This window comes from Methylomonas sp. 2F7 (genome assembly GCF_057126975.1).
Genome location: NZ_CP195203.1, coordinates 2138774 through 2162167, shown reverse-complemented (window position 1 = coordinate 2162167; position 23394 = coordinate 2138774). Strand labels below are relative to the sequence as shown.

General features: G+C 51.9%; 19 protein-coding genes. 7 read left to right on the top strand and 12 right to left on the bottom strand.

Annotation, left to right across the window (positions count from 1 at the left end):
- The first annotated feature begins 2 nt into the window (after nucleotides 1-2).
- A complete protein-coding gene (locus ACR64Q_RS09840) occupies nucleotides 3-3194 on the top strand; it encodes an efflux RND transporter permease subunit (protein WP_313734503.1) in 3192 nt (1063 codons plus the stop codon).
- Nucleotides 3191-4666 (top strand): efflux transporter outer membrane subunit, encoded by a 1476-nt coding sequence (locus tag ACR64Q_RS09835; RefSeq protein ID WP_313734502.1) that lies wholly within the window; start codon nucleotides 3191-3193, stop codon nucleotides 4664-4666. The genes ACR64Q_RS09840 and ACR64Q_RS09835 overlap by 4 nt, the downstream gene beginning before the upstream one ends.
- A gap of 199 nt (nucleotides 4667-4865) precedes the next feature.
- Here the strand turns inward: ACR64Q_RS09835 and ACR64Q_RS09830 are convergent, their stop codons facing one another.
- Nucleotides 4866-5255 (bottom strand): hypothetical protein, encoded by a 390-nt coding sequence (locus ACR64Q_RS09830; RefSeq protein WP_483823317.1) that lies wholly within the window; start codon nucleotides 5253-5255, stop codon nucleotides 4866-4868.
- A 364-nt stretch (nucleotides 5256-5619) separates the two neighbouring features.
- Between ACR64Q_RS09830 and ACR64Q_RS09825 the strand changes: the two genes are divergently transcribed.
- Complete coding sequence (locus ACR64Q_RS09825; RefSeq protein WP_313734500.1) at nucleotides 5620-8787, top strand: hypothetical protein; 3168 nt, start codon at nucleotides 5620-5622, stop codon at nucleotides 8785-8787.
- A 7-nt stretch (nucleotides 8788-8794) separates the two neighbouring features.
- Here ACR64Q_RS09825 and ACR64Q_RS09820 read toward each other — a convergent pair whose 3' ends face one another.
- The gene (locus ACR64Q_RS09820; RefSeq protein ID WP_026600658.1) at nucleotides 8795-10186 is read right to left on the bottom strand and encodes a glycoside hydrolase family 30 protein; all 1392 of its coding nucleotides are present in this window, start codon (nucleotides 10184-10186) and stop codon (nucleotides 8795-8797) included.
- Between the two features lie 353 nt (nucleotides 10187-10539).
- Here ACR64Q_RS09820 and ACR64Q_RS09815 point away from each other — a divergent pair, with 353 nt between their 5' ends.
- Complete coding sequence (locus ACR64Q_RS09815) at nucleotides 10540-10779, top strand: hypothetical protein (RefSeq protein WP_026600657.1); 240 nt, start codon at nucleotides 10540-10542, stop codon at nucleotides 10777-10779.
- A 95-nt stretch (nucleotides 10780-10874) separates the two neighbouring features.
- On the opposite strand, the gene ACR64Q_RS09810 is transcribed toward ACR64Q_RS09815, so the two are convergent.
- The 4 genes from ACR64Q_RS09810 to istA form a co-directional block, all read right to left on the bottom strand.
- Nucleotides 10875-11159 carry a hypothetical protein gene (locus ACR64Q_RS09810; protein WP_026600656.1) on the bottom strand — a complete coding sequence of 95 codons (285 nt, stop codon included), beginning with the start codon at nucleotides 11157-11159 and terminating at the stop codon, nucleotides 10875-10877.
- A 174-nt stretch (nucleotides 11160-11333) separates the two neighbouring features.
- A complete protein-coding gene (locus tag ACR64Q_RS09805; protein ID WP_483823316.1) occupies nucleotides 11334-12563 on the bottom strand; it encodes an IS256 family transposase in 1230 nt (409 codons plus the stop codon).
- 138 nt (nucleotides 12564-12701) lie between these two features.
- Nucleotides 12702-13439 (bottom strand): IS21-like element helper ATPase IstB, encoded by a 738-nt coding sequence (istB, locus tag ACR64Q_RS09800; protein WP_313732341.1) that lies wholly within the window; start codon nucleotides 13437-13439, stop codon nucleotides 12702-12704.
- Nucleotides 13432-14907, bottom strand: coding sequence for an IS21 family transposase (istA, locus tag ACR64Q_RS09795; RefSeq protein ID WP_409521147.1), 1476 nt, complete (start codon nucleotides 14905-14907; stop codon nucleotides 13432-13434). The genes istB and istA overlap by 8 nt, the downstream gene beginning before the upstream one ends.
- Nucleotides 14908-15159: 252 nt before the next feature.
- Here istA and ACR64Q_RS09790 point away from each other — a divergent pair, with 252 nt between their 5' ends.
- The 3 genes from ACR64Q_RS09790 (at nucleotide 15160) to ACR64Q_RS09780 (ending at nucleotide 16650) form a co-directional block, all read left to right on the top strand.
- The gene (locus ACR64Q_RS09790) at nucleotides 15160-15471 is read left to right on the top strand and encodes a hypothetical protein (protein ID WP_026600655.1); all 312 of its coding nucleotides are present in this window, start codon (nucleotides 15160-15162) and stop codon (nucleotides 15469-15471) included.
- A gap of 598 nt (nucleotides 15472-16069) precedes the next feature.
- The gene (locus tag ACR64Q_RS09785) at nucleotides 16070-16369 is read left to right on the top strand and encodes a type II toxin-antitoxin system RelE/ParE family toxin (RefSeq protein WP_026600654.1); all 300 of its coding nucleotides are present in this window, start codon (nucleotides 16070-16072) and stop codon (nucleotides 16367-16369) included.
- Nucleotides 16370-16371: 2 nt separating this feature from the next.
- Nucleotides 16372-16650 (top strand): addiction module antidote protein, encoded by a 279-nt coding sequence (locus tag ACR64Q_RS09780; RefSeq protein ID WP_026600653.1) that lies wholly within the window; start codon nucleotides 16372-16374, stop codon nucleotides 16648-16650.
- A gap of 73 nt (nucleotides 16651-16723) precedes the next feature.
- Here the strand turns inward: ACR64Q_RS09780 and ACR64Q_RS09775 are convergent, their stop codons facing one another.
- The 6 genes from ACR64Q_RS09775 to ACR64Q_RS09750 all read right to left on the bottom strand — a co-directional run bounded on the left by ACR64Q_RS09775 (nucleotide 16724) and on the right by ACR64Q_RS09750 (nucleotide 23178).
- Nucleotides 16724-17296 (bottom strand): tail assembly protein, encoded by a 573-nt coding sequence (locus ACR64Q_RS09775; RefSeq protein ID WP_026600652.1) that lies wholly within the window; start codon nucleotides 17294-17296, stop codon nucleotides 16724-16726.
- A 190-nt stretch (nucleotides 17297-17486) separates the two neighbouring features.
- A complete protein-coding gene (locus ACR64Q_RS09770; RefSeq protein ID WP_026600651.1) occupies nucleotides 17487-17984 on the bottom strand; it encodes a hypothetical protein in 498 nt (165 codons plus the stop codon).
- A 62-nt stretch (nucleotides 17985-18046) separates the two neighbouring features.
- The gene (locus tag ACR64Q_RS09765; protein WP_313734499.1) at nucleotides 18047-19384 is read right to left on the bottom strand and encodes a phage major capsid protein; all 1338 of its coding nucleotides are present in this window, start codon (nucleotides 19382-19384) and stop codon (nucleotides 18047-18049) included.
- A gap of 26 nt (nucleotides 19385-19410) precedes the next feature.
- On the bottom strand, nucleotides 19411-20196 hold the full coding sequence (locus ACR64Q_RS09760; protein WP_026600649.1) for a head maturation protease, ClpP-related: 786 nt from the start codon (nucleotides 20194-20196) through the stop codon (nucleotides 19411-19413).
- Nucleotides 20197-20942: 746 nt separating this feature from the next.
- Nucleotides 20943-22424 carry a DUF5906 domain-containing protein gene (locus ACR64Q_RS09755; protein WP_026600648.1) on the bottom strand — a complete coding sequence of 494 codons (1482 nt, stop codon included), beginning with the start codon at nucleotides 22422-22424 and terminating at the stop codon, nucleotides 20943-20945.
- Complete coding sequence (locus ACR64Q_RS09750; RefSeq protein WP_313734498.1) at nucleotides 22414-23178, bottom strand: bifunctional DNA primase/polymerase; 765 nt, start codon at nucleotides 23176-23178, stop codon at nucleotides 22414-22416. The genes ACR64Q_RS09755 and ACR64Q_RS09750 overlap by 11 nt, the downstream gene beginning before the upstream one ends.
- Nucleotides 23179-23394 lie beyond the last annotated feature (216 nt).

Here is a 23394-nt window from a genome sequence, read left to right as displayed (position 1 = left end):
CTATGGATAAATTCAGTCATTTTTTTATCGACCGGCCGATATTCGCGGCGGTGTTGTCGATTGTGATCGTGTTGGTCGGCAGTCTGGCCTTAATCGGCCTGCCGATTGCCCAATACCCGGAAATCGCTCCGCCCACGGTCGTGGTCAGCACCAACTATCCCGGCGCCAATGCCAAAGTAGTCGCGGAAACGGTAGCAACGCCGATCGAGCAGGAAGTGAACGGTGTGGAAGACATGCTGTATATGTCGTCGCAGTCCACCAATAGCGGCGCGATGTCCTTGACCGTCACCTTCAAGCCCGGTGCCAATCTGGATAAAGCCCAGGTTTTGGTGCAAAACCGGGTGGCACTGGCCGAACCTAAGTTGCCAGAAGAAGTGCGTCGCCAAGGTTTGAGCGTGAAAAAGCGCAGCCCGGATTTAAGTCTGGTGGTTAACCTGGTTTCGCCGGACAAACGCTACGACAGCGTCTATATGAGTAACTACGCACTGCTGCAAATCCGTGACACCTTGGCGCGTTTGCCCGGTGTGGGCGATATTCTGCTATTCGGCGCCCGCGATTACAGCATGCGCCTGTGGCTCAATCCGCAAACCATCGCCGCCCGCAACCTAACCGCCGCCGAAGTGGTGACCGCAGTACGCGAGCAAAACGTGCAAGTGGCGGCCGGTGTGGTCGGTCAGCAACCCTCGCCGAACAGCGCCGAATACCAATACACCGTCAGCACGTTGGGCCGCCTCAGCACCCCCGAGCAATTTGGCGAGATTGTTATTAAGCAAGGCGAAAACGGCCAAGTCACCCGCTTGAGAGACGTAGCGCGCATCGAACTGGGCGCCAAGGATTACAATTCCGGCTTGTATTTGGACGGCGACGAAACAGTCGGCCTGGCAATTTTCCAACTACCCGGTTCCAATGCCATCGACACAAAAAATGCGGTGATGGCGGCGATGGAAAAACTGAAGACCCGTTTCCCGGAAGGCCTGGATTACAAACTGGTGTACGACACAGTGGTCTTCGTGGAGCAATCGATAGACGCGGTGGTCGAGACCCTATTCGAAGCTTTGCTGCTGGTCGTCTTGGTGGTGATAGTGTTCCTGCAAAACTGGCGCGCGGCAGTAATCCCGCTGCTGGCGGTGCCAGTTTCGTTGATCGGCACCTTTGCGGTAATGTCAGCCTTGGGGATTTCCTTAAACACCCTGTCGCTTTTCGGCTTGGTGCTGGCTATCGGCATCGTCGTGGACGACGCCATCGTGGTGGTGGAAAACGTCGAGCGGCATATCGCCGAAGGCCTGCATGCTCGCGAAGCCACACGCTTGGCCATGTCCGAGGTGGTGGGACCGGTGGTCGCCACGGCATTGGTGTTGGTGGCGGTATTCGTGCCCACGGCTTTCATCACCGGAGTATCGGGCGCGTTCTACAAACAATTCGCCTTGACCATTGCAGTATCCACGGTTATTTCGGCGTTTAACTCATTGACGCTGAGCCCGGCATTATGCGCCTTGCTGCTGGACCGCGCTCACGACAATAAAGACGCCTTTACCAAAGTCTTCGACAAACTGTTCGGCTGGTTTTTCGGCGCGTTTAACCGCTTTTTCGAGCGCTTCAGCCTGGGCTATTCGCGCTTGGTCGGCCGATTGATCCGCATCACCGCTGTGGTCCTGGTGCTGTATTTCGGCCTGAACGGCTTGAACTTCCTGGCATTTGAGAAAGTACCGACCGGTTTTATTCCGCAACAGGACCAAGGCTACCTGGTTCTGTACGCGCAATTGCCCGATGCAGCCTCTCTGGCCCGTACCCAGGATGTGGTGCAGCAAGCCAGCAAGATCATTCTGGATACCCAAGGCGTGCAGCACGTCAACGCCTACGCCGGCTGGTCGGTGCTCAGCGGGGCTAATCAGTCCAATGTGGCCACCATGTTCGCGCGCTTAGGTGAATTTACCGACCGGGCCGGCCACCCAGAATTGCATGCCGACGAAATCGTTAAAGACCTCACCCAACGTCTGAGCGTCATCCCCAACGCCCGCATCGCCGTATTCGCTCCACCGCCGATTCGCGGCATGAGTTCTGTCGGCGGTTTTAAACTGCAAATTGAGGACAGAAACAACGCCGGCGTGGACGAATTGCAGCGCGTTACCAATGAAATGCTGGGCAAGGGTAATCAACAGCCCGGCTTGGTGGGTCTGTTCAGCACGTTTAGATCCGGCGTGCCACAGTTGTTTGTGGACGTGGATAGAACCCGGGTCAAGGCGATGGATGTACCGTTGAAAGATGTCTTCGACACCTTGCAAATTTATCTGGGCTCCTTATACGTCAACGACTTCAATGCCTTCGGCCGCACTTACCAAGTCACCGCGCAATCCGATGCGCCATTCAGGATGCTACCGGGTGATATTGACCAATTAAAAACCAAAAACCGCCAAGGTGGCATGGTGCCCTTGGGCGCGGTCAGCGAGGTGAAAGAAATCGCCGGCCCCGATAAAATCACCCGCTACAACATGTACCCGGCCGCGGAAATCAACGGCGGCACCCTACCCGGCATCAGTTCCGGCCAGGCCATCGACACCATGAGCAAACTGCTGTCCGCAGAATTGCCGCCGGGCTTTGATTTCGAATGGACCGAACTGAGCTTGCAACAGGTTTTGGCCGGCAATGTAGCGATGCTGGTGTTTCCACTCAGCGTCATCTTCGTATTTCTGGCTTTGGCCGCGCAATACGAAAGCTGGTCACTACCGTTTGCGGTGATTTTGATCGTACCGATGTGTATTTTGTCGTCGATGACCGGGGTTTGGCTGAGCCATATGGACAACAACATCTTCACGCAAATCGGCTTCATCGTACTGGTGGGGCTGGCGAGTAAGAACGCTATTTTGATCGTCGAGTTTGCCAAACAACGGCAAGAAAGTGGCCTGAACCGTTTTGACGCCGCCGTGGAAGCATCACGCATACGCTTGCGGCCGATTTTGATGACATCGTTCGCTTTCATCATGGGCGTGTTCCCTTTGGTGATTGCCCAAGGTGCCGGCGCCGAATCCCGGCGCCTGCTGGGTACGGCGGTGTTCAGCGGCATGATCGGCGTCACCGTGTTCGGCTTGTTATTGACACCGGTGTTTTATGTGGTGGTGCAAGCCATCGCCCAACGCCTCCGCCCCACAGCCAGCGATTTAACTACTCATCAACCTTCAATGGATGCACCCAAATGAGTCAGCGCGTATCAATACACCGGTATAGCCTCCGCAATGCGATTGGTCTGATCGGTTTACTATTAGGCGGTTGTGCGGTCGGCCCGGATTATGAATTGCCGACCACTGCCGATTTGCCGGCGAGTTTTGCCAACGCCCAACCGGCCGAATTCTCCGAGCGCGGCATAGAGGAGCAGTGGTGGAAATTGTTCAACGATCCAGAATTAAGCGCCTTGATCGACAACACGATCAACCACAACTACGAGCTAAAAGCCGCCAGCGCCAATCTGGCCGAAGCGCGCGCCTTGTATCTGGAAACCGGTTTGAACCTGTTACCCACCGTCACCTCGCATGCCAATTACACCGAACAAAAACGCAGCGTCGGCGCATTTAATAACCGCACGGGGGTGTTTCCGCGAGAATTGAAGCTCTATAACACCGGCTTCGATGCCTCCTGGGAAATCGATTTCTTTGGGCGCGTGCGGCGCAATGTCGAAGCGAGCAACGATGAAGTGGAGGCCCAGGAAGCCAGTCTACGCGACATCGGTGTCAGCCTGATTGCCGAAGCAGCCCGGAATTATTTTGAATTGCGCGGCCTGCAAAACCAGTTGGCCGTCGCGCAAAAAAATGCCGACAACCAGGCCCAAACCCTGGAACTGACCCAAGTGAAACTGGAGAACGGTCGCGGCACCGAGTTAGACACTTCCAGAGCACTGGCGCAATTGGAAAGCACCAAAGCGACTATTCCGCGTTTGGAAAGCGCGATAGCGCAAGCCATCCATAGACTCAGCGTATTAACCGGGCAAATGCCGGACGCCTTGACCACAACCTTGGTGCAGTCAGCACCCTTACCGAAAGCTCCGGATGCCATCCAAATCGGCAACCCGGAGCAACTCCTGCGCCGCCGGCCGGATATTCGCGTCGCCGAACGCAGTTTGGCCGCCGCCACCGCCAGAATCGGCGTCGCCACCGCCGATCTATTTCCTCGCGTCACGTTCGTCGGCAGTCTGTCTTTAGAAGCCAGCACCCTGTCCGGCTTGGTCGCACCGGGATCGGAGACCTATTCGGTTGGCCCGAAGATCAGCTGGGCCGCGTTTGATTTAGGCCGGGTTTACGCCCGCATCGAGGCCGCCGACGCCCGCGCCGAAGCCAGCCTGGCGCAGTATGAACAAACCGTACTCAACGCTCTGGAAGAAACCGAAAACGCCTTGGTCAACTATAGGCAAGAACGCGCCCGCCGCAGCTCCTTACTAGCGGCAGCGCAGGCCAGCGAGAAAGCCTCGGAACTGGCGCATCTGCGTTATCAGGAAGGCATAGCGGATTTTCTGACCGTGCTGGATAGCGAACTTCGCTTATTGCAGGACCAAAGCCAATTAGCCCAAAGCGAAACCGCCACCGCTACCGCCTTAACCGCGGTCTACAAGGCGTTGGGCGGCGGTTGGTTGGAATCCACTGACACACCCGACAAGCTGGAAACCAGTCTTGTCCAATAGTCGATCATATCCCTCGGACGACAACGCCCGGAGTTTTGCCGGTGACTGTAAACGGGTGAATTAGCGAAAGTAGGATGGGTAGAGCAAAGCGAAACCCATCAATGCAAGTTATATAAGAAAGACTTACAGTGGTAGGCTGGTTGAATGACAATGAAACCCAGCTTGGAAGTGTTTGATTTTTCTAATCCAAAGAGTCGTGTCAATATAAAGAAACTTGGATATTTGAAGGTATTTGCTGGGTTTCGCTTTGCTCTACCCAGCCTACAAAATCATTTTTCTGTTCTTCAGGTATCGGTCGCCACAATTCAGTAAACTCCTTTGCATACTCAAGAATTTCATGTACTGAGGCTTTCAATACCGGTTTTTCCTCACCTCCAAAACTGACTAACTTGGGTTCATTTTTTACATCGGGCCATTCATCTAAACCATCCCTAAATTTTTCTGTCAGGCGCTGCAAGTTGTCTGGTGCTGCGAGATAGTTTTTTTGTGTGTTTCGATTTGTCATGAAAAATCCCTCTGCTTTGCCCCACCCGGTAAAACTTGAACCACGAGTTCTAAAGCCCGGCAGAATTCGGTAAACAATGTACACCTAATAGTCCGTGATTGGTGCGGTTCGTAATCTCACCGAACCCTGCGTCTGCTTTTGGCAGGACAATTGTCCAGGGGACGTTCGTTTCACCTGGCGTGATTTTGGTCGGCATTTGCGTTACCGCGTGATTATAAATGTCTCTTGAAATTTTATAACCATTTCTACAGGGACGTAGTTTATTTTCAAAATCTATCTCACCGCGAAGCTCTTATCGAATTTCTATATAACAATCGCTACCAACCCACCTATTCTTGTCAAGTAATTTTGGTTTCTGAAAACCTAATTTATTGCCTATGATGCAATTCCGGCACGGCTGTCTAATGCCAGATTTGCCGTATTTTTATTTGACCACGATGACGCTACCATGACCCAGCCTAACTATTTCCACGCCGGCGAAAACTGTTTCGTCATCGAGCAATACAACGACTGCGCGCCTTTCGCAAGTTTCTTGCCAGGGATTGCCGGCATGCGCGGCCGGCCGGCTTGGGTGTTTTATGTGAATCGTGGGCAGGCGATTGCTAGTTTTGGGGTTCGGAATAAGGACGGTGCGTTTTTGGAATTTTTTCCGGCGGATAAGGCTTATCAACTGACACCGTCTCGGGGTTTCCGCACCTTCCTAAAAATCGGCGATGGCGAGAAAGCTCTAAATTACGAACCGTTTCAGCGCGGCGCCGGGCCAGAGGTGTCGCAACGCCTGTTTGTCACGCCGCACGAAGTGGGGGTTGAGGAAATGAATCCCCAACTCGGCTTGTGTTTGCGCGCCGACGTATTCACCTTAGCCGAAGCGCCGGTGGCCGGTTTGCTACGTCGGGTGGAAATCGTCAACTCCTCCGATAAAGCCAGACAGATCGAGATCGTCGATGGCTTGCCGCAAGTGTTGCCCTACGCCATGAATCAATGGATCCTTAAATTCATGAGCCGCACCTCGGAAGCGTTTATGCGCGTAGAGGGCGTGGCGGAGAATCTGCCGTTTTACCGTTTGAAAGTCTGGCCCACCGACAGCCCGCAGGTGGAGCCGGTGGTTGCCGGCAATTTCTTCGTCGGCTTTTTGGATGGCCAGCACAATCAATCCATTGTCGATCCCGAGCGGATTTTTGGTTTGGCCGGGGATTTTTCTCAACCGGAACGGTTTTTTTCCGACCAGCCGCTGGATTTTGCCGAGCAGGTTAGCGGCAATCAAACGCCGGCGGCGTTTCAACATCTGACGCTATCGCTGCAACCCGGCGAAAGCCGGGTGTTTTATGGGGTTTACGGTCATGCCGGCTCCCGTGATATTTTGGATCAATTCATTATCGAAGCCGCTCAACCGAACTATTTTGAGAGCAAACGCGAAGTCAATCGCCGCTTGGTGAACGACATCAGCCAAAAGGCTTTTACCGCCACCGCCAAGCCGCTATTCGATGCCCATGCCCGGCAATGTTATCTGGACAACGGCTTGCGCGGCGGCTTTTCCATGCCAGTACCCGGCGGCGCGCATTTATATTTGTTTGGCCGGAAGCATGGCGACTTGGAGCGGGATTACAACGATTTTTTATTGCAAGACACACCCTATTCCGAAGGCAACGGCGACTTTCGCGATGTGTTGCAAAATCGGCGCATGGACCTGTTCTTCGATCCGGCCTTGGACGCTAAGAACATTCGCTATTTTTTCAATCTGATTCAGCCGGACGGCTATAACCCCTGCTCGTTGCGCAACTCCCGGTTTGTCTTAGAAGCGCCGCACGATTTTGCAGAGTATTTTCCGCGCTTTCCCACGCTGGAAGCTTTACTGGGCAAAGCGTTTAAATTCGCCGAGCTGGCGCAAGTGCTGGAAACGGCGACAGATGCAGAGGCCATTCTGACCGCTATTTTGGCGCAAGCCCGGGAAGTGGAGGATGCCGAATTCGACCGAGGCTACTGGTCGGATCATTGGACCTATCTGGTGGATTTATTGATTAGTTACGCAGCAATTTATCCGGATAGGCTTGCCGGTTTATTTCAGGACAAGACCTACAGCTTTTTCGACCCCACGCATAGGGTGGCGCCGCGCGCACAAAAGTATGTGGTGACCGCAAACGGCGTACGTCAATACAACGCCGTACAGTATCATCCGGAGAAAAAGGTGCTGATCGAATCCCGCAAGCAGCGCCCTTATCAAGCGCGTTCGCAAGCCGGCCAAGGCGAGATTGTCTACACCAGTTTATTAGGCAAAATTCTAACGCTGGTCGCCAACAAGCTGGCTACGCTGGATCCGGCCGGCGTGGGCATCGAGATGGAAGCGGATAGACCAGGTTGGTGCGATGCCTTGAACGGCTTGCCTGGGATTTTGGGTTCGTCGGTGAATGAAACCATTGAACTGAAGCGTCTGGTGGATTTCACTCGCACAGCGCTGGACCAATTAGATGCAGCTTGCGCAGTGCCCGTCGAATTGGCGGACTTTGTGACAGCGTTGCATAACTTGTTAACCCGCACTGATTTGACGCCGGAGCTGTTCTGGCAGGAAAGCGGCGCGCTAAAAGAAGCCTATCGGGAACAGGTATTCATGGGCTTTGCCGGTGCCGAACAAGCACTCGCGCTTGGCGACATCCAAACCTTCCTGAGCTTGGTGACAAATTATCTGGATACCGCGATAGATAAAGCCCGCACACCTAAAGGCATTGTGACCTATTTTGCTTACGATGCGGAGCAATACCGGGAACTGGAGACCGGTGGCTTGGAAGTAACTCGTTTTCGGCAAAAACAGCTGCCTTTATTCCTGGAAGGCTTTGTGCATGCCTTACGCATCGCCGATCCGACACAGGCGCAGACAATTTATCAAGCCGTGCAAAACTCCGAGTTGTTTGATCGCAAACTGGACATGTACCGGGTCAACGAACCCTTGGGCGATAACGCGCTGGACTTAGGCCGCATTGGCGTATTCAACTACGGCTGGCTGGAGAACGGTTCGATCTTTTTGCATATGCATTACAAGTTTGTGCTGGAATTGGTGCGAGCAGGCTTGGTCGATGAGTTTTATGCCCACATCGAATCACTATTGGTACCTTTTCACGACCCGGGCGAATACAAACGCAATCCCATCGAAAACTCCAGCTTTTTGGTCAGCAGCGGTTTTACAATCGATGCGCGCCAGCACGGACGCGGCTGCGTGGCCCGATTATCCGGCGCTACCGTGGAGTTCTTGCACCTGTGGACGCATTTATTTGTGGGACCTACACCGTTTGTACTTGAGGATGGCCGATTGGCGTTTAAACCGGCACCGCTGTTGGCAGCCACGTTTTTTACCCACGAAGCACAAAATGTCACCCCGTTCACCGAGACTGAAACATTAACTGCAGATAGCGCGACCTGCACGCTGTTTGGCTCGACGCTACTGGTTTACCTCAATCCGCAGCGCCGTGATACCTTTGGTCATGAGGCCGTCAAACCGATTCAATACCAGTTATTCGGCCGGGACGGCACTAAGCAGACGCTAACGGCAGGTTCGATTACGGGGGCCTTGGCAGAAGCGCTGCGTTTAGGTCAATTCAGTCGGGTCGACGTGTTGCTTGGATGACGCGCCGTTAGGCTGCCCAAACATAGCTAGCCACCGCTCTGGCCGGTAACTCAACGACCGCACTTTGGCCTTGATAGTGAATGGCAACCGCTTGCGGGTCGGCGTTGTCGTTAAGGACGATCAACACCACAGAACCCTCAGGGGTGAGGAAGGCCACGTTAGGTAAATAGTCGTTTTGGTCGCCGGAATTAATCCTAATTGAACCAGGCCGCACGAACTTCGCCGCGTGAGCAATCACGTAATAAGCAACATTGCGCGTGACCTGGTCGCCGTCGATGGTTAAAGCGCCCACACAGCGGGCTTCGCCGCCCGGCGTATGCGGGCCGCAAAACGGGTCGGACGCCAAGTTCCATTCCAGCACTGCCCTGCTCCAGTTTCGCAACGAGCCGATCAACACGTGCCGGGCGTGCCACATTAAATCCCCACCAAACTCACCATCCGAGCCAACCCATTGTTCGGTGAAATACAATTTCATGTCGGGATAGGCTTGATGCACTTCCGATAACACCGAAATATCGCCGCCGTACAAATGCCAGGCCGAGCCGCTCAGATATTGCCGCGCGTCGGCGTCGGCAAATACGGTCAACGGGTATTCTTTCACATCGCAATTGTGATCCCAGCAAAACAACTCCACGTCGGCTAAACCCGCATCGCGTAACGCCGGACCGAGATGATCTTTGATAAATTCGGCCTGCTCCGGCGCTTCCATGACCATGCTGGGTTCGTTCTTTTGATTCAGCGGCTCGTTTTGCGGGGTAATGGCGTGGATCACGATGCCGCGCTCGCGCATGGCTTGTAGGTATTTGACCAAATAAGCGGCGTAAATCGCATAGTATTCCGGCTTGAGTTTACCGCCGATAAACGCCTGGTTGGTTTTCATCCAGCGCGGTGCCGACCAGGCGGTAGCGATAATTTTGAGCGTTGGATTGAGCGCCAGAATGTCCTGCAATAGCGGAATAACATCCGTATCGCCGGCGTTCAGATCAAATCGGGCAAGTTCCAAATCGGTCTGACCGTCGGGCATATCGTCATAGCTAAAGCAACGCTCGCTTAAATCAGAAGCGCCGATGCTTAGCCGCAAACAGCTGACGCCGATTCCGTCGCCATAGGGCAAAAACAGCTCACGCAACAAAGCCAGCCTGTCAGCGTCGGGTAACGCAGCAATCAGCATCGCGCTGCCGCCGGTCAATGAGAAGCCAAAACCGTCAATGGTTTGATAACTAGGGTTGGTATCGAGCGCTATTACCGGCAAATCAGCGGTATTATCGTTAAATTCGAATTGGCTGGCTTGCTGGTCAAACAACGCCTGCTGGTCAGCGCTGGTCAGCCAAAACCTGATAGGCGCGCGTTCCTCGCTTTCAGAAGATAGTGATTGAAAAGCCTTGGTTTGCTCAGACATATCAGCCCTCATGGTTAGCGCGGAAGCGGCTCCGCCGGATTTAGTAACCCGGCCCTATTTATCAATGGCATGTCCTTCGGACTGAACTCGTCGAAGCCTAAGCGGGTGTGCCCTTAGACAGGCTCAGGGCGAACGTTGTTTAAAAGCCGGGTTAATAATAAAAACAACATCGCGCTATATTATCGATTTTGCCCGGACTAGCCAGTTAATTTTCCCGCCAGTTTCGATGCCATAGTTAAAGCTGCACAATCCAAACATTGTGTTAAGAGTCTCAGGCTTTTTGTTGGGCATTGTCATAAAACCGTCAAAATCACTTATACTGCGAATTCCGTTTTAACGTATGGAGATCGGATATGAAAAAATTGGTTTCAATTCGCGCGCTAACCACTCGGCTAAATCGTAAGCTGGCCAAGGAGTCGAAGAAGTTGTTGAAGTACAAGCCGAGGTTACAGAACAACGATACGATTGTCGAATACGCCGTCGTGGATCTAAAGACGAACTCCATCGTTAATTTTCATATGGCTAGCGAATTGCAAGAATTTGCCAGAGGACTAGGCTGCTTGGCTAGCCTGGAAGAAGTTTCTTTCGAATAGCAGCCGTTTAAGCGTTGCAATTCCATAAAGCCGGGTACGCCCGGCTTTTTTGTGCGCCTAAATCACAGCTTATCTATATTCAGAGCATCGTCTTTTTACATTTTACCGTTTAACTGGTTACTCAAAGCGCGTGCCGAAATTTCGTTGTACAAATTGGCTAATTCAGCGATCAATTTTTGATATTCAGGGTGGTGCTTTAGGAGTGGCATCATGGTGCTGGCTTCTGAAAGCATTTGTTCAAAATGCATGATTTCAATCTCGTTTAACGTATCACCATCTTCCACTCTTTTTTTAACGGCCAACGCGCGCGGAATGGACTGCTCTTCCAATTGCTCCACGAAGGCAGTGATAATGCCGATTTCATCATCTGACGAATACATTTATATTTCCTGATTGTCGCGACGAGGAGCCATCGCTACTGAATTATGCCATAGTCAAGAAGAAGTCTCTGACCTTATGGGTTTCTCGGAGAATAGCGTTTCCTTTAGTTTTTAGAAGTTACCTTCCCTGAATATTCGGGAGTGTCCCAAATTTTGTGTAAACGGTAGTTTGGTTTAATGGCTAGGGAAGCGATCTTCGAACTGAATACTAAACCGATTCAAAGCGGCTTTCCAATCGTAGACGGGCATGGTCCAATTTTGGCTGATATTGCGCAACGCCAAATAGAGCAGTTTGGACAAGGCGTCATCACTGGGGAAGACCGCGCGGTTTTTCATGATTTTTCTCAGACTTCGATTCACCGATTCGATGGTATTGGTGGTGTAGATCACCTTGCGAATCTCGGGCGGATAGTCAAAAAAAGGGATGATGTGCCCCCAGTTTCGTCGCCAGATGGGGGCGATCGTGGGATAGGTCTCCAGCCAGTTGGCCTCGAATTCGGTCAGCTTTTGCTCGGCTTCCCTCGCCGTTGCGGCTCGATAAATCTGCTTGAGGTCGTCGGCAACCGACTGGCGCCTTTTGTAGCTGACATAGTTGAGGCTATGACGGACCAAGTGGACAATACACAGTTGAACGGCCGCTTTGGGAAACACGGTTTCGATAGCCTCCGGAAATCCCTTCAGACCATCGACACAGGCGATAAAGATGTCGTTGACGCCACGGTTCTTGAGCTCGGTGACCACTTGCAACCAAAATTTGGCGCCTTCGCTTTGGGCAATCCACAGCCCCAGCACTTCTTTGTGGCCGTCCAGATTGACACCGATGGCCAGATAGACGGCCTTGACCCGCACGCTGCCACTATCGCGCACTTTGGTATGCAGACAGTCGAGGTACACAATCGGGTAAATCGGATCCAGCGGGCGGCTTTGCCAGACGCCCACCTCTTCGAGTACCGCGTCGGTCACCGAGGAAATCAAGGTGGGGGATACCTCGGTGCCGTAAAGCTCGAATAAATGGGCTTGGATTTCCCGTACCGTCAGTCCTCGGGCATATAACGAAATGATCTTATCGTCGAAACCGGTCCAGCGCCGTTGATGCTTAGGAATGATCTGCGGTTCGAATTCGCCATGACGGTCGCGGGGAATCTCGATAGGCAAGTCGCCGAAGTCACCTTTCAGCGTTTTCCGGCTTTTGCCGTTTCGGGCATTGCTGCTGGCGTTGGTCACCGCCTCATGCCTACCGTGGCCCAAGTGCGCGGTCATTTCCGCTTCCAGGGCCCGTTCGACTATCGCTTTGGTCAACTGCTTCAGCAGACCATTGGCACCGATCAGGTCCTCGGGTTTTTGATAGTGCGACATCAAGGCGTCGAGTAGGTCATCCGGTATGGCTTTTGATGATACGGTCATGGTTTCCTCCTTGTCAGGATCGGTAGTTTCCTACCTCAGGGCCGTTTACACAAAAATTCTTACACCCTTGTCCGGCGTCAATTATCTTTTCCGGTTTAACGTCAATTACCCTGGCCGGTTTTTGTTAAAAATAATGGGTTATTTTTTTACACGCTGTTTTTTCCGATAGCTTTCTCCTTCGATTTCAATAATGGTGGCGTGGTGGATAATGCGGTCAATCGCTGCAACCGTCATCATGGTGTCTGGAAAGATGTGATCCCATTGACTGAAGGGCTGGTTTGACGTGATGATCAAGCTGCCACTTTCATACCGATGGGCAATGAATTCAAAGAGCACTTGGGTTTCTGCATCGGTCTTTTTGACATAGCCAATATCATCCACAATCAGCACTTGATATTTATCCAGGCGTGTCATCGCGGTCATTAAGTCCAGGTCCCGCTTGGCTTGCTGCAAGCTTTGCACCAGTGCCACCGCTGAGAACCATTTCACACGGACGTTTTGTTCGATGAGTTGATGGGCAATAGCGGCGGCAATGTGCGATTTACCGACACCCGACGGGCCGATCAATAAGACGTTACCGGCACGATGAGCCCAGTCCGTATGATCTTTCAAGGCGGCAATCTGTTGCTGCACGGCGGTGCTGAGTTCTGCCTGATTCAAGTTAGCGAAGCTTTTCCCCGCCGGTAAACCCGCTTCTCGAGTCCATTTTTGCACGCGTTTTTGATAACGATCAGCCGCTTCCTGTTCACACAACCCCGACAAATAGCGGACATGGCCATAGCCTTTGGCAAGCGCCTGTTCTTGATGACTTTGATAATGGCGGATAAAGGTAGGCAGTCTGAGCTGCTTGAGCAATAACTCGATGGTTTCAGGCATAACCGACCTCCGGTTGATGCCAACTACCCTGTAACAGATGATCATAGCTGCCTAAGTCATGTTGCCGCGCGGGTATCGAAGGCACAGGGTGCTGACCTAAATAACGTTCCTGTAAGGCCTTAAGGCTGGGCAGTGGCTGATGTTGTTCGATAGTCGTCAGCAACTCATGGCCCAAACGTTCTTCGCAATCATGATCCATAGCGATTCTCAGTACGCCCACCATCCATTTACAGGCCTCTCGGGCATCTAATTGTCGGTCACTATGCAGCCATAACTGGCGATAAATGTCGGTGGGTAACAAATCATCACGGAATTGTAAAAACCGGAAGGCCTGTGGTTTGGCAGACAAACTATGGATAAGATGCCGGTAATCAATGCGTCGCGCACGTTCTTGACCGGCTTTCGGATAAATACGCGGGAGTGTTGCGGTTAAGGCTTGGCCGACAAACATGACCAAGCGATCATGGTATACATGCACCCGGACGTGCTCGCCAATCAGCCGTGAAGGCACGGTATACAACACGCGTTTAATTTCTACGGTACTGCTTCTCGTCACCTTCAGGCTGAGCTCGCTATAATCCATAAATCGCCCACCCGGCAAGGGCTGTAAGGCTAATTGCTCTTCTCTAAACCGGGCTTGGCACCGTCTATTTAACCGTTCAGACACGTGATCAAGAAAGGCTTGATAGGCTTTGATGTCAGCAAAATCGCTACTCCCTCTGAGCTTTAAGGCTTGATCCAGGCGATGCTTGAAGGACCCATGAGCACATTCAATAGCGCCATTCTCATGGCTGACGCCGCAGTTATTGCGGGTGGCCCGTAATCGATAATGCGTACAGAGCGCCTCATAAGACTGGGTGAGTGTCTGCTCATCTCGATGGTTATTAAACGCCGCACTTAAACTGTCAGTACGATGCTCAAGTGGACTGCCGCCGGCCAGCATTAATGCTGACTGCAGGCCATCGGCCAAGGCCGAATAACTTTCACCGCCCAACACAATCTGCACATACCGCCAGCCACTGTAGGCAAAGCGGAACTGGTACAACAGATGCGTAAAGACTTTGCCCTGGAGGGTGATGGTCGTGTTCGGATGACTGAAGTCCGATAAGCCTTGCTGACCGGCAGGCACTGACTGGCGAAAGATCACCACTTTCTCAGGGCCTTGGGTGGCTTTCCAGTGTTTGACGCGGCGCTGCAGAGTACGCAAGACACTGAAGGGAAATTGCCCAGCATGCTCATCTTCCAGATATTCCCAAAGCGTCAAGCCGGTGAGCTGCGATTCTTTTTCTAACAGAGGCACCAATTCCTTTTGCCAAATAGATTCCAAAGGATCTTCACGCGTTCGCCAATGGCGTTCACCCGGAATTGATACGCGCTCCCCTTTTTCTATCCTGCGGCCAGACCGTTCAGAAATAGCTGCCTGCGCCGCCGCGGTTTGCTGGCTTTGGCCTCGTTGACGTTTGCTCATATATAAACTCTCTTGATGTCGAGTGATACGTTTTCCAGGCAAGAGTGAGCTCCCTATCAAAGTGAAACTCACCGTTGTCCTTGGTATCAGTCAACCGGTCAAGATAGTTGTCGTCAAACCGGACAGGGTAATTGTCGCCGAACACACCCTCGAATATTCGGTATTTTGTGTAAAAAATCAGATGTAAATTTTGACTTTGAACATGGTAAATCCGAATATTGAAACTACTCTTTAGCATTTTTGGATAAAAAGATGACATTTCTTAAAAAAATATCTGCTCTGGCCCTTATATCTCTGACAACGAATACAGCCTGGTCTGAACCTGTTTACTTTTGCAAAGTGGAAAGAGTTTATGAAGACGATGTCAGCGTTCCCGCGAAGATTGTCCATGAAGACTGCTCTGGCGTAGCCTTTCTTTGGTATGCCAAGTCTTACGTCGAAGCGTCCTGTTGGCCTGGCGCTATCGAATTATTGAAGGGCAAATGCGAGCAAACTGATGTCGATTCCAAAGACTATGCAACCGAGCCAACGGTAACCGAGACGCAAGAAGAAAATCAGGAATAAAGGCATTGCAAGCAAGGATGCTTCATCAAGCTAAAACGGTTGACCAGTGTTGTAGTCCGTATCGTTCGATACCAGTTTGCTGTTGGATCGACGGTGAAGAAGCACTTGGATGTCCTAAGCGGGGTTACATGAAACTTACAAGCAACAAAAAAGGCCTAGGTCGTTAAACCTAAGCCTTTCATTTGTCTGGTAGCGGGGGCAGGATTTGAACCTACGACCTTCGGGTTATGAGCGCCCTCAAATAACACCTTAAGCACAACGAAACACGTTGAAACTTCCTTAGGATCAATAGGATAACAGAAACTGCCCGAAGGTCAAGCGTGTTTCAACGCGTTTAAATTTAGTTTCGATGTGCCCTAAATTGTGCCCTGTCTTGCGCCCTCGGGTAAAAAAACCGATGGTCTAATCACGGTCTTAAATAACCAAATTACCGACAATTCACCCCGCCTTATCGAGAGTAACATGGGTGGCGATGCCGGACTTGTAACGCGCGATTATCAATAATCCACCCACAATTTAACAGCTACAGCCTCGCGTGCTCGACAACAAAACTCGCTTATGCCGCTTGACACGTGTTTCCTTTAAGATAAATTAGGACATGAAATACGAACTGCAAAGCACCCAGACATTTAATCGCTGGCTATCCGGATTAAAGGACAGGACGGTCAAAAACCAATTATTGTCGCGCCTGGCGCGAATGGAAAACGGCCACTTTGGCGACTATAAGCCGCTATCTGCCGATTTGTTTGAATTGCGTTGCTTCTTTGGTGCAGGTCTGCGGGTTTATTACACGATTCGCCATCAGCAGGTTGTTCTGCTATTAGCCGGTGGCGATAAATCTAGCCAAGACCGGGATATTGAAAAAGCCCAAACCCTATTAAAAAGCCTGGAGAATTGACCATGAATGAAAGCATCACCGCGTTCGATATTGCTGAACACCTGGAAACCGACGCAGATATTCAAGCCTTTTTGCGTGAAACCGCAGCCAATGGCGACGTCTCCGATTTTATCCACGCGCTAAACACGGCAGCGCGCGCCAAAGGCATGACCGAAGTCGCCAAGCAAGCCGGCGTAACAAGAGCCAGCCTTTATAAATCCTTGGCCGACGACGGCAATCCGCGCTTTGAAACGATAGCCAAGATTGTCGAAGCCCTTGGCTGCAAATTGATTGTGTCCTGATGAAGCCGCCCGCACCGTCTATTTTACATTGATAAAAACAAAAGCCGCCCGCATTGCAGCCAGGCGCCTTAAATCATACCGGAACATCCTCAACCCAGTAATCCGACGACAGAATCATGCAACCGCAATCGGGCACTTCGCCAAAGAGGATGGGATGCGGATGGCCGGCGGCGGTGAGGTTGACTACGCCGTCTGCAATGAATGAGGGTTTGTTTTCGGGCCGCTCTTGTTGAGAGGCCGGGGTGTTTTTCTTTTTGCCCGTAATCATATTGGCAACCGCCGACAATGCCAGCGATATTGCCATATTGACTACCATTGTAATAATTGTGAAATTGGCAACAGTTACCCCGACCGCTGCAAACGCCGCCGCAACAAGTGGCACTGGCAGCTCCCCGCCGACAGTTGGCAGAATCCAAAGCTCTTCATCGGCCCAAGGATCTAGCGCGTTATCGCCAGTCACCTGCCAACAACGCCCCTGGTCAGCAACATCCACCAGCACCGCTACATAATGCCCGGCATCGCACTCCGCTAAAAAACCCTCCCGCTGCACACTGATAGCGCGCAATGCTTCGGCTGGGGTTTTAACGTCCAATGTCCAGACCGGTTTAAATTTTTCAAGATCGCCGCACAAGCGTATTGTTTTCATATAATCATCCTATAACTGATCACGCTAATTTGAAGTGGCAACCTGCTGGCCTGCTGGATTTGTTCCTGTTAAACCAATAGTCGCCATAAGTAAAAAACCCGGCGCGTTGCCAGGGTGGTCGGCCGATAACGCCCGTGTTGATAATCTCGCTATTGATATGATCGCCAGCGAGTTTGTTGGACTGGCGCATTTAGCTAAAAATCGCTTGGATGCGGCCGTCAATATCGGCAATACATGAAAGCAAGCGTTTGTCATCGACAACCAGGGGCAAGGCGCGCAATTCTTCATATATGCCGTTGAGCAGGCCCGTTTTATTGGGCGTTAACGGACCGGCAGACTGTACCCGTTCATGCAGATTATTGACGGCCTGTTGGATGATCAGGGGTTTCAACTGCTGTAGCTTTTGTTCCTCGGCCTGAATAGTGGTCAACAGTTTGCGCCGTCTGCCTTCGATCTCCGTGGCCAGCTCACTATATTTGCGCTGGGCTTGCGCTAGTTTAAGCGTCGAGTCGGCAACCTCTTTCTCGGCTTGCGCAAGCTGATCGGTTGGCAAATCACGCAACGCTTTGGATAAACTCTGGATTTTTTCAGCACAAGCCTGTCTGTCGTCCGAGCGTTCTTGCAAATCGTTCTGAAACAGCTCATCGATAATTCGCGATTTTTTCAGGATACTTTCTAAGAATTTCATACTAGCTCTCCATCCATTAATGGCCGGGCTACGACCTAAGCCATAACCCGGTTACAAGTTGATTACGCTGGAGTTAAATCACCGCCGCGAATTGCCCCTGTTTGCTCGATAGCAAGCGCCAGGCGGCGCTCGGCTTTCACAGTAAGCAAGCCCTTGGTGAAGTTGTCGCCATCGCTATCTGACACTTCAATCCCTACATCCTGCCGATCAAAGATCGATGCAGCGGCTAAGGCATCGAGAACCGCGAAGGTATCGATTGTCACCGAGCTTGTCTCGACGACGGGCACACCGAACAACATCTGCTGGAAGCCATTGGCAATATCACTTGAGCTGACGGCCGCCGGCGTGGAGGACAACAGATCTAAGTCAAACGCTAGCCAGTCCGCCGGATTAAGCAATATGGCGCTCGGCGTATAGCCCGCTGAGCGCAAATCTGCAATCACCTTGCGGATTAAGCGATGCTTTGGCAACGGCGTGCCGACCTGTGCGGCGGTGTAGCCGTGCGCGCTGAAATTCCCGGTTTGCAGCAACCCGCTCATATTCGGCGCCGTACCGTTACCGTTCACAATTTGTGCATCAACACGGCGTTGAACGCCGTACATCAGGCGGGCGTTGATGTACGCGGCCATGAGGGCGTTATCCGCCGCCAGTTGTTTGCTGACCTTCATAAAATGCGTTACGGTCGATACGGGTTGTTGAACCAGGGTGACAGTTAAGCTGGATTCACTCGCCGATCCCCCTTCAGCGGTCTCTGCGGCGGCATTGGTGAACACGTTCTCACGGCTGTATTCAATCAACGGCGAATCTGTCGGAAAATGCTGGAATAAATCCTCAACGCGCAGCGGCGCAAAGGCCCCCGGCAGCATGCCGGGGCGACGGTCGACGCCGCCAATATTACCGCTACCGGTTAACGTATTATTCTGAATATCGAATTTCGCACGCGCCCGGCCCCCGCGCATCATCTCGTTAAAGGTAGCGTTGTTAACGATTTGACCACCCCAACCTTTAGAAAGCCCGCTAAAACTGCCGCCATCGGCCCTGGCTACGCCTTTTTGCTCTAACATTAACAGCCTGTCAGCAAACTCGCGCTGCCTCAACTGGACATCATCTAGTGCATTCTTAGTTTCGGTAGAGACCCGACCAGATTCCTGAAGCTCGCGCTGGGCTTTCATTTGGAAGTCAGCAATCGATTTTTCCACGCCGTCCAGCATTTTCATAACCGCGTCGGAGTTGCCGACCGTGCCCGCCATCAGCAAGCCAGTGAATAACGGGCTATGATCCAGCGAGGCCAGTCCGGACAGTCCAGCGGCGACCTCATGAGGTGCGGCACCAACATTGAAAGCTAGGACCAGCAGCCCTAAGGAAGCCATGCAAAGGCCGATAAATTTAAATGTCTTCATAAATATAATTCCTGTAAAAAATGTGTTTAGTTGAGGATCGATTTGGGTATTTTTAAATTTTCCAATCGCTCCACAATTTCGTCGTCGCCGTTGTCGACTGCGGGCCGATTGACCACGTTTTTCAATCTGCTCACAAAGGCGGTTGCTTCACGCTTGGTGAAATGCAAGTCTCTAAGCAGTCGTTCAAAGTCTCGCTCATTCTCCAATTCATCGAAGTCCGGCTCACTCATGGGCGACATCTTGAAGCGGTGGTCAAAGGACCGGGCTTTGGCTGCCAAGCCAACACGACCTATAACCTCATCGCAGAAGCCTAACGTCTTAGCTTCCGTTGCTGATAACCAGCTCTCTTTGGCCATCATGTCAAGAACGGTCTGGCGGTCCAGGCCGGTGCGCCGCACATAGATGTCGGCGGCACTGCCCTGGAGCTTTTCCATTAATGCGGCCATGTCGCGCAGTTCCGCCGCGTCGCCGAAGGCACTGCCTTGGGCGTTGTGGATCATGAGGTAAGCATCTTCCGGCATGGTGATCCGGTCAGCGGCCATCAAAATAATTGAGGCCGCGCTGGCCGCCAGGCCATCGACATGGCCCAATATTTTGGCCGGATGGTTTTTCAGCGCGTTATAAATCGCCAAGCCATCCAACAGGCTGCCGCCAGGGGAATGAATGTTAAGTTCTAGCGTGGTAACGTTACCCAGCGCCCGTAATTCGGCAATGAATTCTGCCGCCGTAATGCCACCATAGCCGATCTCATTGTGAATGGAGATTTTGGCGGTTGTGGCCGTTAAGTTCTTCAAGTTGTACCAATTTTTCATAGGTTTCTCGCACATAAGACGACAGAAAGCCGTCGATTAAAATCGTGGTTTAAACAATACGATTGACATGTGCTTTTGCTACATCTCGCAGCAGAGGGTTTGTCTGATCGCGGCCAGCATCTCACTGGTTCGCTTGCCTTACCGGAATCACTCCGGCAGAGGTTGATGCCAACATAGCACGCCGCCTTTAGCGTTAAAACGAAAGATTTATCAAAAAAAATCAAAATTATCTTTCGTTTTAATATCAATCACATAGTGGGCTTTTTCTATTTAATAATCCCCCGGCGAAAATTTAGCTAGGGCGACGCAAAGGAAGCGGAACGGCCTAGAGTTTTGACCCACCCTCCCCATTGCTATACCCCCTCCCAAAACTCGCGGCCCTGCAAAAAACTAATCGCTATCGGTCTAGGCCGGGGTTGCTTTTGACTTTTCACCCCCCACCCCTGGACAGCAGGCCAGGATAACTGGACGGATAAACCGTAATTTTTCAACAAGTGGACGGCTGAAAGCCGCGCCGCATCGGGCTTTGATTGCAATCCGTCCACTTGTCTACTGATTTTTCCGGTATTGTTTCCTTTCGTGTAACTGCATAATCGTCCTGTTTTCGCCGTTATTCTCTATATCTCTTACATGTATGAAAAATAGGTGGACAAGTGGACGCATAGCCCCTTAGCCCAGAACACGCAAGGGTTAAAGCCGTCCCGTTATCCGTCCAGCCAAACCCGATAAATGAGTGAACATGGATACTATTCTCTTCGTGCGTCATACTCATCCAACCACTTGATAGCCGATCGCTGCCGCCACCCATCAATATCCCGCACCGCAAACAGGCTGACCGCTTCGCGTTTACCGGTAGCACGCTTGCACATCATCTGCAAACATCCGAGCTCAGCCATCACCACCCCGATAGATTTGGCGCTGTATTTATCGCGCATGGCTTTAGCCACATCGATAGACCGCACACAATCAACGTTGAACGGATAATCGCCCGCAGCAATCATGTCCTCAATCTGGTGTTTGAGCGGTGACTTGCTGGTGCCAATCAGCTCGGATTTGAACTGAGTCAGAGGGGCTGGTTGTTTGGGATTGAAGTCGCTTAGGTCACGATCCAGCAACCAGCGAACCACCAGACCATTGCCACCACCATCAAGCCACCGCGCCAGGTCGTTGTAATATTCCTTAGGTCTGGGTACCGCATCGGTCCATACCGCAAAATAGCGGCCGTCGCCCTCGGATATGTGCAAGGCATCTTTATAGTTGGACATAAAGATGGCCTGAACAATATTCGGTGTTTCGTAAAATCCCCGCCCGAACAAGCGCACCCGCAGCATATCCGGCGGCGCTGCCAGCATCGGTTTCAGTTTGTTTTCCAGGTTCAAACCCTCGAATGTTTGAATCTCCTGAAAGATAACCAATTTGGAATGATGCAGATAATCGGTGAATGATTCCTTCAACTCACCCGCCGGAGGCTCACAAACATTTGCAGAGCCCAGACCGTAACGCAGCGGATTAAGCAACATGTCCTTACCAACACGCGAAGTTCCCGCAATCAACAAGGCATGATTGATCTTGCACTGTGGCCGTTGCAAAGTACTCGCCATCCAGTTCAAGATATGGGTCTGCTCAATTTGGTTGGGATACAAGTAATTCAGATGCTCCAGCCACTGTTCCACATCCTCACATGTCGCTTCATCAGGCAAACTCACGCCAGGATCGCGCCAGATATTCCAAAGCACCGCACCGTCACGATGAACCGGGTTATCCGTTTCGCCAGGCAGATAAATCAGACCGTCAACCTTGATAGTGGCTGGATTTTTTAGAAAAACAGCCGATGGTTTGTGATCAGGAAAGACATGCAGAAACGCACCGTCGAAACCGTCTCGACTCAACTCGTTGCGCGTCACGGTATCGAATATCCGATTATGATTTTTCAAAAACACAAAGCGCTGAAATTGCTCGGTATTGCCGGACGACACCGTATTGGGTTTACGCTTCGGTTTATTTGCCTGCGCTTGTTTTGATGCTTCTGTCTGAGTGGCTTCAGTCTCATAAACCGACAAAGGCGGCTCAGGTGGTCGAGATACCTCCGGCGGCGAATAACCGTAGCCTTTGGCAATGCCAAACAAGGTAGCCAGGTTTACCCCGCCACCCGGCTTGAATGAATTCCAAACTCGCCGCTGATCAGCCAGGTTGAACTTATCCGACTGCTGCGACCATTCAACCCACAACCCACAACCCAAAGGCCTGATCACATGCCCCAGTTGAGTGTAACGCCATACCTATGGCGCGCCACTGGTCTCGGCTGTCAAAGTCCGAAATAAACCCCAATGCCGCCCGAATTCTCTTAACCTCGCTCACCGGCAAAAGCTTAGCGTTTTCCGGCGGATGCTTCATCGCGTTTTTTTTATCGCGCAACTTTGCCAGCAATTTACGGGGCAACTCTGGCAATTTTGCACCGTCCAAAGGCGATGCGCCATCCCAAAAATAATCGCCGCCAGCGACATGATTTGATGGCTCTACGACAATAAAACCACCATCTCCGCGCAGATCGATACCTGGGTAAAAATTGGTTGTCGACCGACATTCCGGGCCGGCGTATCTGAAACATATGTGACTACCGCCCGAACCCGTGTCTTGTACAACATCATCCGGAATAGAGCCTAGTTCGCCCTTCAACTGCTCCAGCGCATCATCACCCCCATGCCGAGGATCGATATCTAGCACAAAAATACCGGATGCCGCGCCGGTTCGAATGCCGATATTGGCTTTCGGCCATTTTTTAAACCAGGCATTTAATGTCTTTGTATCCGTAGCGGCATCAAGCAGCCCTTTCTGCAATAGCGGATGTTTGCCAGCGGACCGGCAATAAGTTTTGCCGCAGCTGCATACACCCCGCTCGGTAATCCAGTGCAACGGCAATACTGGCCAGCCCAGCGCCGCATATTTCGACGCGTACTCAAGTCTGGATTCAATTGTTGGCACTGGACAACCTCTTGTAATGCGCGGTAACGAATGCCACCCGGTTACCCCGCAAACAAGTCGCGCAATACCCATCACGCATTGAGCGCTTTTTGCAGGTGCCGCCGCATCGCCGGCATTGCCACATAGGTTCCTGCCTTTTGTAACAGTTCTTAAACTTCATCATCAAAATCACCCATTCTCATTTGCCATCGGTCCGACTCGACCGCAATCCGCGCG

Coding starts and splice junctions, on each gene's coding strand:
- ACR64Q_RS09840 (WP_313734503.1), top strand. CDS start 3: ATGGATAAATTCAGTCATTTTTTTATCGACCGGCCGATATTCGCGGCG.
- ACR64Q_RS09835 (WP_313734502.1), top strand. CDS start 3,191: ATGAGTCAGCGCGTATCAATACACCGGTATAGCCTCCGCAATGCGATT.
- ACR64Q_RS09825 (WP_313734500.1), top strand. CDS start 5,620: ATGACCCAGCCTAACTATTTCCACGCCGGCGAAAACTGTTTCGTCATC.
- ACR64Q_RS09820 (WP_026600658.1), bottom strand. CDS start 10,186: ATGTCTGAGCAAACCAAGGCTTTTCAATCACTATCTTCTGAAAGCGAG.
- ACR64Q_RS09815 (WP_026600657.1), top strand. CDS start 10,540: ATGAAAAAATTGGTTTCAATTCGCGCGCTAACCACTCGGCTAAATCGT.
- ACR64Q_RS09810 (WP_026600656.1), bottom strand. CDS start 11,159: ATGTATTCGTCAGATGATGAAATCGGCATTATCACTGCCTTCGTGGAG.
- ACR64Q_RS09805 (WP_483823316.1), bottom strand. CDS start 12,563: ATGACCGTATCATCAAAAGCCATACCGGATGACCTACTCGACGCCTTG.
- istB (WP_313732341.1), bottom strand. CDS start 13,439: ATGCCTGAAACCATCGAGTTATTGCTCAAGCAGCTCAGACTGCCTACC.
- istA (WP_409521147.1), bottom strand. CDS start 14,907: ATGAGCAAACGTCAACGAGGCCAAAGCCAGCAAACCGCGGCGGCGCAG.
- ACR64Q_RS09790 (WP_026600655.1), top strand. CDS start 15,160: ATGACATTTCTTAAAAAAATATCTGCTCTGGCCCTTATATCTCTGACA.
- ACR64Q_RS09785 (WP_026600654.1), top strand. CDS start 16,070: ATGAAATACGAACTGCAAAGCACCCAGACATTTAATCGCTGGCTATCC.
- ACR64Q_RS09780 (WP_026600653.1), top strand. CDS start 16,372: ATGAATGAAAGCATCACCGCGTTCGATATTGCTGAACACCTGGAAACC.
- ACR64Q_RS09775 (WP_026600652.1), bottom strand. CDS start 17,296: ATGAAAACAATACGCTTGTGCGGCGATCTTGAAAAATTTAAACCGGTC.
- ACR64Q_RS09770 (WP_026600651.1), bottom strand. CDS start 17,984: ATGAAATTCTTAGAAAGTATCCTGAAAAAATCGCGAATTATCGATGAG.
- ACR64Q_RS09765 (WP_313734499.1), bottom strand. CDS start 19,384: ATGAAGACATTTAAATTTATCGGCCTTTGCATGGCTTCCTTAGGGCTG.
- ACR64Q_RS09760 (WP_026600649.1), bottom strand. CDS start 20,196: ATGAAAAATTGGTACAACTTGAAGAACTTAACGGCCACAACCGCCAAA.